The 9,944-nt window shown below is 67.7% G+C and carries 8 protein-coding genes; 5 read left to right on the top strand and 3 right to left on the bottom strand.

Annotation, left to right across the window (positions count from 1 at the left end):
* From ACFWV8_RS17480 to ACFWV8_RS17470, 3 genes are all read left to right on the top strand, one after another.
* Positions 1-853 (top strand): hypothetical protein (locus ACFWV8_RS17480; protein WP_384202379.1); only part of this gene is annotated, 853 nt, incomplete at its 5' end.
* Entirely contained in the window at positions 846-1,094 is a 249-nt protein-coding gene (locus ACFWV8_RS17475; protein WP_384202376.1) for a hypothetical protein, read from the top strand. The genes ACFWV8_RS17480 and ACFWV8_RS17475, both read left to right, overlap by 8 nt.
* A 344-nt stretch (positions 1,095-1,438) precedes the next feature.
* Positions 1,439-1,744 (top strand): hypothetical protein, encoded by a 306-nt coding sequence (locus tag ACFWV8_RS17470; protein WP_384202373.1) that lies wholly within the window; start codon positions 1,439-1,441, stop codon positions 1,742-1,744.
* Positions 1,745-1,777: 33 nt separating this feature from the next.
* On the opposite strand, the gene ACFWV8_RS17465 is transcribed toward ACFWV8_RS17470, so the two are convergent.
* On the bottom strand, positions 1,778-2,677 hold the full coding sequence (locus tag ACFWV8_RS17465) for a hypothetical protein (RefSeq protein WP_384202370.1): 900 nt from the start codon (positions 2,675-2,677) through the stop codon (positions 1,778-1,780).
* Positions 2,678-2,785: 108 nt separating this feature from the next.
* On the opposite strand from ACFWV8_RS17465, the gene ACFWV8_RS17460 reads away from it, so the two are divergent.
* Together ACFWV8_RS17460 and ACFWV8_RS17455 are read left to right on the top strand one after the other, a co-directional pair.
* Entirely contained in the window at positions 2,786-4,192 is a 1,407-nt protein-coding gene (locus tag ACFWV8_RS17460) for a hypothetical protein (RefSeq protein ID WP_384202367.1), read from the top strand.
* A gap of 370 nt (positions 4,193-4,562) precedes the next feature.
* A complete protein-coding gene (locus tag ACFWV8_RS17455) occupies positions 4,563-5,687 on the top strand; it encodes a hypothetical protein (protein WP_384202364.1) in 1,125 nt (374 codons plus the stop codon).
* 126 nt (positions 5,688-5,813) lie between these two features.
* Here ACFWV8_RS17455 and ACFWV8_RS17450 read toward each other — a convergent pair whose 3' ends face one another.
* Together ACFWV8_RS17450 and ACFWV8_RS17445 are read right to left on the bottom strand one after the other, a co-directional pair.
* On the bottom strand, positions 5,814-8,480 hold the full coding sequence (locus tag ACFWV8_RS17450) for a Helicase associated domain protein (RefSeq protein ID WP_384202361.1): 2,667 nt from the start codon (positions 8,478-8,480) through the stop codon (positions 5,814-5,816).
* Positions 8,477-9,703 carry a hypothetical protein gene (locus ACFWV8_RS17445; RefSeq protein WP_384202358.1) on the bottom strand — a complete coding sequence of 409 codons (1,227 nt, stop codon included), beginning with the start codon at positions 9,701-9,703 and terminating at the stop codon, positions 8,477-8,479. Before ACFWV8_RS17445 ends, ACFWV8_RS17450 begins: the two co-directional genes overlap by 4 nt.
* Positions 9,704-9,944: the final 241 nt, after the last annotated feature.

Genomic DNA, 9,944 nt, shown 5'->3' with positions numbered 1-9,944 from the left:
AGGCGCGTCGGTCCTCCGCGCGGCCGGTGCGTATCGGAGTCCCTTGGCCGACCTGAAGGCCAAGCAGTTCCCTGGTCTCAGCGCTTCGTTGCTCGGGTTCGATGGCAGTGCCTTTCTTCGGGGCCTTGCCGCTGGGATCGCGGCCAAGGCCGCGGATCTGGCTGAGCTGCTGTTTCCGTCGAACCTTCAGGGCTTCACGGACGACGAGTGGGATCGGCTCATCGCCCTGTGTACCGAGGACGGCATCGGAATGATGTTCGCGCCGAGCGCAGATCACCTGCGGGCGCTGCTCAAAGAACCTGACCGCGCGGCACGCTACGGCTACCTCATGGCACACAAGGGGGCCCTGCTGGAAGAGATCAGCGACGGTTTGGACGATGTCGAGCACGAGGACCTGGAGGACCTCGTGGAGCTTGCGCGAAGGGCGGCGGACTGCGCTGCCGCCGGTCACTGGGAGGGGGCGCTTTCTATCGCGGCGAACGTCACCAATACCGCGGTGGAGCAGCACGCCATCGCTTGGTACCGGGACGAGTTCAGCAGCACTCGTGACGCTCAGAATGTGCCGATCACGGGCGTGGCGGGCCCCAGGGAGACCATCAAGTACGTCATCGCGAACATCCCCTTGCCGGAGCGCACGGTTGGGGTATTCGAGCTCCGTGCCCACCTGGTCGTGCGCCCGTTGTCCTCGACGTTCCAGCGCACGAGCGTCGTCACCGGCACGTTCAACCGGAACGCGGTCGCGCACACATCGTCGTACGACGCGTATCGCGAAGAGTTCACGGTGCCCGCCCTGCTCGCCATGCACTCCCTGCTCCGCGGTCTTGACGAAAGGCTCCAGGAAGACGATGAGTGAACTCGTCTACGGCAGGGCGGGACACCGTGCCAGCGCCGATAGCCGTCTGACCTACTTCAACCGCAGGGCTGAACTGCTGCATCCCGCCCCCCGTAGCACCACGGCCCTGCGCCGCCGTCTGCTGCGCCTGTCCGTACGGCTGTGGTGGCACCCGTACTGGGAGACCGCCCCCTCGGTGCCGGCGGCGCGCACCGAGCTGCGCCAGCTGGTCCGTGCCCGCGGAGCCGTCCGGGCCGCATGACCCGGCGCCTCGGTCGACCAGGAGTACGGGGTTGCGACAGGGGATGTGCCTGACCGTTGCGCGGCCCGACGGACCGTCTCCGTGTTCGCGCAGGTCACCACTCGGGTTTGTCGTGGTCGGAGTGCCGACATCCCCGTTGTGGCCGCTCTGCCCATGTCCCCTGGCTGGAGTGAAGGAGTAAGGGACGGGCGGTACGGCCGCGGCCGGGGATTGGGGCGTGCTTGGTCCGGCCCGGCGGCGACCGGGCCGGGACGGAAGTCGCTGGCATCCCGGTGCTGTCCTCCGGGCGCTGAGCTTGCACCAAGGGGTGAGGCGGGAAACTCCCGCCAGACGGAGGTACTGCTGTGATCGTTCGCTTCGCGGGCGGCCCGCTCGCCGGGATCGAGCTGGAGACCACCGACGCCCCGTGGTTCGGCGGCTGGTTCACGGTCGGTGACACCGCGGGCCTGTACGAGCCGGTTCACCGCGACCCGGCGACCGGCGTCATTGAGCGCCCGGTGCAGTGGGAGGTGGAGGCGCTGGAGCCGGACGAACTGAGGCGCCTGGTCCTCGCGGCCGTCGACCCGTACATCGACCGCGATGTCCTCGCGCAGCAGATCGCCCGCGAGGGACAGCAGCGTCGCGCGTTGTCCGATTTCTTCGACGGATGAGGCACTGTCAGCGGAGGATCGCCGCCCTGAACCTCAGTACGTTTCGAAGTTGGGTTCCCAGTCGGGGTCGGGCTCTTCGTCGTCGTTGAGTACCTGGGCTTTGATTCCAGCGAGGTCCAGTTCCCACCTCGTGAGTGTGAGCCCGCACAGGCGGCATCCGAAGTGCCGGGGGAGGAACCAAACATCCAGGTAGTCACCGAGTTTGTCCCGGCCGCTCGCGAAGCCGGTGTGGTCGCATGCGGGGCACGCGGCGGGTACGGACAGCAGCCCCGGAGCGGCTGTCGGCAGTGCGGAAAGGCTGCTGACGAGTTCGGCGATCTCGGCTTCGGACAGGCTCCGGGTGGTCTGTGCGAAGCGCTCGCGGGCCTGCCGGAGTTTCGCCTGGTACCGGATCTCCATCTCGCTCGTGGCCTGGGCCACCAGCGCGGTGCAGGCTTCGAGGTGCGCGCCCCAGAAGCCATCGGGCTCTGCCGACAGGGCCTTCAGCAGGGCGTTGATGTGCTCGATGCCCGCGGCCAGGAGTGCGCGGCATTCGGTGACAGGCTGGCCCCACCCCATGTGGGTGATGCCGTTGCGAGACTCCCGCAGTTCCTTGAGCTTGGTCGGCGCCTTGTGCTCGGGGCCGAGGAGCTGGGCTGCCCTGAGGATGGCCCCCTCGCCGCCGATGGTCTTGAGGCCGGCGCGGCCCTTCTTCGTCCTGTCTTCGTTCCCGCTCAGGACCAGGAGGTCGTCCACGCTCGGCTGCTTCTCTGACGCAAGGAGCACGGGAGCGATGGACGCCAGGTACGCCTTGGACGCGTGTTCCACCGCGACCGCCATGTGATGCACGGCGAAGTCTTGGTCGATGGGCTCCTCCAGGTACGCGTCGACAGCCGTACGCGCCCACTTCCGGGCCGATATCAGCAGATGCTCGTGGATCGATTCGTACGACATGCGCATCACGGTAGAGGCGCGGTGTGCGAGTGCACTGCGAATTTGGTTGCCGGGGCAAGGTGAACGGGCAGAGTGGAATCGTGTCCGGGCGTCGCTCATCATCAGGGGATGGGGGAACAGATGGACATGGTGCTGCTGCGGAGGCTGATCGACGGCGTGCTCCTCACGCTGTACACGCGCCACACCGCGAAGGAACTGCCGGCGCTGTGCGAGCGCCTCGGCCTTCCCGAGCCCAGCGAGGGCAACACCAAGCACGAGCGCCTGGTAGCCAGCCTGAAAGCCTGCCCCGACGACCGCCTGCCGGATGTCGCCGCAGCGGTTCTTGAGCAGGAGGAGCTCAACCAGGCCGAGCGGATGGCGCTGCAGGATGTTCTATGGCTCGGCCGCCACCACGTGCATATCCCGGGCCGGACCAGGCGCGAGCTGGCCAGAGACTTCGACCTGTCCGACCACCTCGGCTACCCGGACCGCTTCATGAGCCTGCTGGGCCGACTGTGGCACCTGGACAACGATCCACTCGGCGGGTGGGCCACCCCGACAAACAGCCTGCGCAGCCAGATCGAGCGCCACGTGATTCGGTTCCCGGACGACTGGACGACCGAGCAGTTCTTCGAGCAGCTTGGTGCCTTCGAAGCACCGCACCCTCGCTTCGGACACTTCCTCGAGGACCTGGCATCCCCCGCCGTTCTACCCGACGAGCCGGCGCAGCGCCGCTTCGTCGAGATGGCTAACCGGCACCTGAACCTCGCCAGCGCCCAACTGAGCCAGCACGGAGAAGCAGACGGCTACCCCCACTTCCAGCTTGTCGAGCATGGCCGCGGTACCGCACGCCGACCGCGCAACCTCATCTTCGCCACCCTGGGCAAGCCCGACATCCGCTTCACCAGCGCCCTCGACAACGACATCGAGGTAGCCGAGCGCGCCGACGAGGTGCTGGTCTACGACCGCCCCGTCGGCAAGGAGGGACTGCTCTGGCGGGACCTCCTGGACTGGTGGCAGGAAACCCGGGATATCACTGATCAGGAGCAGGCGGCGCGGGCCCTCTACAGCCGCATGGAGGCTTCTCTGCCACCAAAATCCCCAGGACAGAAGAACCTGTTCTGGCACTACCACCACGCCAACCGGGACAACTTGAACGACGTGCCCGCCCTCCTGCCGGAGATCTGGCTGCACTGGGACCCCAAGACCCTTCGCCAACGCGGCGCGCACGCCATGCAGAACCTGCGGATGGACTTCCTCATGCTGCTCCCGGGAAACCGGCGAGTGGTGCTGGAAGTCGACGGCATGCAGCACTACACCCGCAACGAAGGGACCGAACCCGACAGCGCGAAATACGCTGCGACCATGGCCGGGGACCGCGACCTGAAGTTCCGCGGCTACGAGGTGTTCCGCTTCGGCCACGACGAACTCCGCGACCGGGACCGCGCCCAGCCGCTGCTCGCCGGCTTCTTCACCAAACTCATTGACCGCCCACCCGCCGGTCCATCTCGAGTGCCGCTGTCAGCCCGAGGCTGATATGGGTCTCACGGTTCTGGTCACGACGCCGCCGACGACCGCAGGGTGGCCATCGGCGGGAGAGAGGTTGGGACCGGGGGGGCGACGTGGATGCCGACTTCACCACCAGCACCGGATCGACCTGGCGACCCTGCGCACGGTACCGGCCTCACGTACCTGGTGATCAAGGTCAGGGCGTGGCAACCAGGTGCAGCGTCCAGGCGAACGGTCCGATCTTTGAGCGGGAGCACCGGCCCTGACAGGCGTGCTAGACCGAAGCCAGGGTCTGCCTCGGCTGGGACACACGCAGAGAGCCGGACCTGCCACAGGTGCCGTCGATCTGTGCCTGCCACCGCAACGCAAAGCCTTCAAAAGTTCCTGCTCGATGTCAGTGGCCTGCGAGATCATCATTCCGGCGTTCGGGCTCTGCCGGACGAGGGCTGAGGGGGACAGGGTGCCGCAGGAACTCTTCTTTGAAACTGTCCAGCGTGACAACTACTCATACACGAGGTTGAACCGCGCGGCCATCAACGAGCTTCGCACCGCCCCGGCCGCCGGCGGTGACGAAGAGGCTGCGCACGCTCTCATCGACCTGCTGATCGACGACTTGCCCCAGGACCCTGAGCACGACGGACTGATGGACAACTCGGAGACGGGAGCGGTCATACGGTGTCTCAAGGCCGTTCTGCGCCGCCTCGATATCGAGTTCGAGGTCCCCTTTCACGACAAGCAGGGCTACTACTCGTTCCGGATGGAGCACAAGAATGGCCTCATTACTGACCTGACCAGGGTCTTCGCCCCAGCACGCGCAGCGCTGGAACGACGCGAGCAGACCACCTTCACCGGAGGCTTGCGGGGGCTGCGCGGTGAGTTGCGCAACCTCATCTTCGCCGCCGCGCTGAAGCCAGAGATCGTCTGGAGGGACGTCGCAGGTGGTGTCATCGAGATCACGAAGAACAAGGACCACTGCCTGCTGTATGACCGTCCAGTGGGAGCCTCGGGCCTCACCTGGAGCGAACTCAGCAAGTGGTGGCACCTCCAGGACGGCATGTACGGGATGTCTGAGCACCTCAGGCTGCAGGCGCTTCTGAAGCGGCTGAGGGGGGCACTCAACGCCCCGGAGCAGCTGTTGCTCGACACCTACTGGGATCACGCGATGCAGCGAGGCTTCGGCGACTGTCCTGCTCTGTTGCCACAGGTCTATCTCCATTACGACCCCTTGGCGCAACATCAGCGGAACCAACGGGCGGAAGGCAAGGTGCTGACGCGGCAGCGGATGGACTTCCTGATGCTCGCTCCCGGCGGTCGCCGATACGTTCTCGAGCTGGACGGGAAGGAGCACTACTCGCGTGATGGGAAGGCCGCACCCGACCTATACGCCGACATGGTCCGAGAAGACCGGCGGATTCGTCTTCAGGGGTACGAGGTGTACCGGTTTGGCGGAGCTGAGTTCGTGGATCGACAGGCTGCCAAGCTCATGCTGAGCGGGTTCTTCGACCAGTTGCTGGCTCCATAAGCTCCGCCCCCCACGAGGAAGCCATACAAGCTGCCGTCACCTCCAAAGCCGGAGCGGGTACAAGCTCGACAGCCCAGGTCATTGCGGCCCGGGCTGTCGCGCGCTGCGGCTCAGCGCCAGACCGAGTCAGGCCCAGTCCACGCCCAGTTCCCGCAGCGCGCCCAGTTGCTCTGACGTGAGTTTGTCCCGCCTCGATTTGGTGTTCGAGACCCACACACCCAGCTTGATGACCGCCAGGGCGGCCTCGCCCTCTACCGTGATCTCTTCTGTGTGGGGCCTGGGGACGCGGTAGTGGCCCTCGCGGGCGATGTACTGTGCGAGGGCCTGAACGCCTCGCTGGAACGCCTGCTGCGCCTTGCCTGACCCCTTCGTCGTCCGCGCGGCCGTCGGGGCGGGAGACGGGGCCTCAAGCGACTGGACGCCCAGTGCGGTCAGCCGCTCCTGCTGCTCGGCGGTCAGCTGCGCCCAGGTGCCCGGATTCTTCTGCTGTTCGAGCCACTTGCCGATGTCGTCTCCGTCCATCAGCACGCCGGGGTGGATGTGGGGCAGGGTGCCGTCGGCGTCGACGAGGTCGGCGAGGACGCGGTAATGGCGCTGCCAGTTCAGCGGCCACGGGCAGTTCCAGTCGGGGTCGATCGCCGTCAGCTGCTCCGCGCGTGCGGCGGCCCGCTTCGGGTCCTTCCCGAGGCCGCCTCTGCGGCGCAGGTTGGCCATGTGCTGCCCGATGGGCACCATGGCCTCGCCTTCGCCCCAGAGGGCGTCTTGTCGGGGGGCGAGGTGTCCGGTGGCCCGCCGGTAGGAGCGGAGTGCGGCGAGTTTGTTCTCCCACGCTTCGTCGCCGGGCTCCCATACCATCCCGGCGTCGTCCATCAGTTCTTTGCGGTGGGGGTCGAGTTCGCCCGCACGCTGGGCGCGGCGCTGCTGGTGGACCCACCTGCCGAGGGGGTAGTTCTTCGTGGCGCCGGCTGCGGTCTCGGTGTCGTAGGGGATGGCGTACAGGCCGGTGATCTGGTTCTCGGTGCGCCAGCGGAGCAGGGCCTGGTAGCCCTCCAGCCAGACCAGGGACTCGGGTCTGATGACTCGGCAGCGGGTGAGTGCGGCGATGTCGGCGGCGTCGCGGGGGGAGGCGAAGTTGACCACGATGGAGGTGACGCGGTCGGCCTCCTGCTGCGCCTCGCTTTCCCCTTCCTCCGCGTTGTCCTTGTTCTCCGCCCCGGCTCCAGATGCGGGGGCGGGGCGGACGTGGACGCGCCGGCGCTCGGTTCTGCGGGTCAGGGCGCGGGAGGCGAGCTGCTCGACCATGCGTTCGGAGTGCGAGCGCAGGGCCTGGAGGATGTCGACCAGGGGCTGGTAGCTCGCGGAGGCGAGCATGTCTGTCGGGTCTTCGCCTGCGGCGAGGAAGACGGGGATGATGATCCGGGCGGTCTTGGTCGTGCCGTCGGGGTTGGGGCGCAGGGCGCGGCCGATGTTCTGGACGATGTCGACCTGGGAGCTGCGGGAGCCGACGATGCACACGGCTTCGACTCCGCGTAGTCCGGTGATGTCGACTCCGACTCCGAGGGCGCGTACGGAGGAGAGGAACGCGCGGTGTACGCGCCGGTTGTTGGCGTTGATGCCGTTGGCGAACTGCCCGATTCTCTCCCGGCGGTGGGCGATGGGGTGGTCGCCGCACAGCCAGTCCGCCCAGACCCGGTCCGGGGGCACGTGGCGGCCGTTCTCCAGGTCGTACAGCTCGGCGCTGATGGAGGAGGCGGGCAGGTCCTCGGCGTCCGCGAGCGCCGCCGCGGAGGCCTCTGCCTCGTACAGCTCGGCGGCCGTTTTCGGCATCTGCTCGGCGAACGCCCGTGCCTCCTCGACCCGCTGGTGGAACACCATGGTGGTGTGCAGGTTCTGCTGCGCCGCGTGTTCCAGCAGCGCGGCCTGGAGCAGCGCGAGGCGCCGACCGCGCAGCGCGTCCTCCGACAACCCGAGGACCGGGTCGGGGTCGCGGATCTCCAGCACGTCAATCTCGAACCCCGCGAGAATCGCGCGTTCCACCGCCTCCGCCAAACCGAGGTCGAAAATCCTGCTGCCGTAGGTGAGCGAGTCGGCTTCCATCGAGGCGATCACCACCTCCCGGCCGTCCTTCCCGCGCTGCGGCCGGGGCGTGGCCAGAATCCTTGGGGTCGCGGTGAGGTAAAGCCGGAAGTCGCACGGGATACGGCTGTTGTCGTGGATCGCGGCCCAGGGCCGGCCGATGTCCCCGGCGGTCATGTGACCTTCGTCCAGGATCGCGAGGTCGAACCCGGAGAGTTGTTGCCCGTACAGCCGTTCCCCGCCCGCCAGGGCGGCTTCCAGCGGCCCCGGGACCTTCCGCCGCCCTGTTGTGATGTCATCGAGGTCCTCCCGCTCGACCAGGGAGGCGTACGTGGCGAATACGACGACGGGCCCCGAGTCGGCCCACAAAGCGAGCTGGATCGGGTTGGTCGTGGTCCGGACGCCGAGTTCCTCCAGGACTTCGTCCTTGTCCACCGAGCAGACCGCGACCATCGGCGCGCGGTGCCCGACCCGGCGCCAGGACTGCGCGCTCTGCACGATCAGGTCCAGGGTCGGCACCATCACGAGGATCCGGCCGTCCGGGAAGAACTCCAGCGCGCTCGCGGCGGCCGTGATCGTTTTACCGGACCCGGTCGCGGACACCCCCGTGGCGCGGGCCCCCTCCGGAGGCACCGGCGATCTTGCGGGGAATCCAACCCACTTACGGAAAGCCGACTTCTGGTCGACCTGGTGTTCCTTGAGCGGAATCCTGCTCATCGCCCGTCCCTTTCCCCCGTGTCGTACAGCCAGCTGTCATGGAACCTTTCCAGCGCGGTGTCCTCCTGGCCCTCCTGCGCCCAGATCCCTTCGAGCCAGAGCGGGGTCGTCTCGATCCTCTCGCACAGTGCGAAGCACCCGGGCAGGTCGATCAGCACGAGCTCACCCGCGAACATGCCGCCGGGCCCGTAGCGCTGCCACAGCCGCTCCAGCCGGGCCCGGTTGGCTTGCAGGTACTCATCCAGGGCCTGCGGGTAGGCATCCCGCTCCGCCAGGCGCGCGGTCCGCAGTGCGATCCCCACCACCTCCCGGGACTCCGCCTCCCACAGCTCGGAGCTGGTGCCGGTCACGGCCGCGTAGTGCCGCCCGCAGATGTCCAGGACGCGCTCGACAAGTTCCGCCGGCGCCTCGCCCCCCTCTGCTTCCCGAGAAGGCCGGCCTTCGCTCACGGGCGACGGAACGGACTGGTCACCGGCGCGGACGGCCGCTTCCAGGTTCAGGCCGTAGTGGTCCAGGTAAGCCAGGAGGAAGAGGGCCAGGGCGCGGCCGGGGTCGCTGGCGTGCTCAATCCCTGGCGGCTCGCTGGTCCAGCCGAAGGTGGCCTGGTGGGGCCGGGGATGTACGCCGCTGCCGTGCGGGTCAGGGAAGACAACGGCGCGGGTGAAGAAGTCGTCCAGGAGGCTGAGCAGCTCCGCGTCCGGACTGTCCGGCTCACGGCCACGCACGGTGGTGAGGGCGTTCTCCAGGATGGTCGTGAGGTACCGCCGGCGGGCGTCCTCCTGCCGCCGGAGCGCGCTGTCCGGGCTCTCCTCGACCACCTCCACCACGCGATACAAGCCCTGGTCCCCGTACAGACCGCCCGGCTTCTCCAGGGCCTTGCGGACCTTGGCGACGGCGTCCTCGACCGACCGCCCGTAGGCGTAGTTCGTCAGCAACGCGGCGCCAGGGTGCGCCGGATCGGTCCGCTGCGCCACGATCCGGTAGCGGATCAGCTCCGGCTCCAGCCCTGCGGCCGCCCCGCTTTCGCGTTCCTGACGCTCACTCTGCTTCCGCTGCCACCGGTGCACTTCCGGGTCGCTCTCGGGGGAGTAGGTCTCCCAGTCGTCCTCGGTCATCAGAGTCCAGATGCGCTTCAGCTCGTTCCGCCGGACCGCTGCCAGCCGGTCCTCCGTGCTGAGCGGCCCCGGCTGATCCTCCCGGCTATCCAGACCGCCAGCGGCCACCCAGCGCTCATGAATCTGCTCTCTCGTCAGCCCGGTAACCTCACGATGGATTTCCTTCCGCGCTTCAAAGCGCCTTTCGAAGCCCAAGGAATTCAAAGCGTCCTCGCTTCCCGCGCCCCGCCCAGATGGTTTGGGGGGTGTCCCGTGTTTCCGCCAACGGTACATGCTGCATCAATCCGATGCCTGCACTACACTGGAACTCACACGAACGAGCGACCCACCCCCTCACAGCCAGCCCGGC

It is taken from the genome of Streptomyces sp. NPDC058665, from assembly GCF_042714995.1.
Lineage (GTDB): Bacteria > Actinomycetota > Actinomycetes > Streptomycetales > Streptomycetaceae > Streptomyces.
The sequence above is the reverse complement of the archived record's forward strand: the minus strand, read 5'-3'. Positions and strand labels throughout refer to the sequence as shown.

Excerpts from the sequence above, each read along its gene's own strand:
- ACFWV8_RS17475 (WP_384202376.1), top strand. The coding sequence starts at position 846 with ATGAGTGAACTCGTCTACGGCAGGGCGGGACACCGTGCCAGCGCCGAT.
- ACFWV8_RS17465 (WP_384202370.1), bottom strand. The coding sequence starts at position 2,677 with ATGTCGTACGAATCGATCCACGAGCATCTGCTGATATCGGCCCGGAAG.
- ACFWV8_RS17460 (WP_384202367.1), top strand. The coding sequence starts at position 2,786 with ATGGGGGAACAGATGGACATGGTGCTGCTGCGGAGGCTGATCGACGGC.
- ACFWV8_RS17450 (WP_384202361.1), bottom strand. The coding sequence starts at position 8,480 with ATGAGCAGGATTCCGCTCAAGGAACACCAGGTCGACCAGAAGTCGGCT.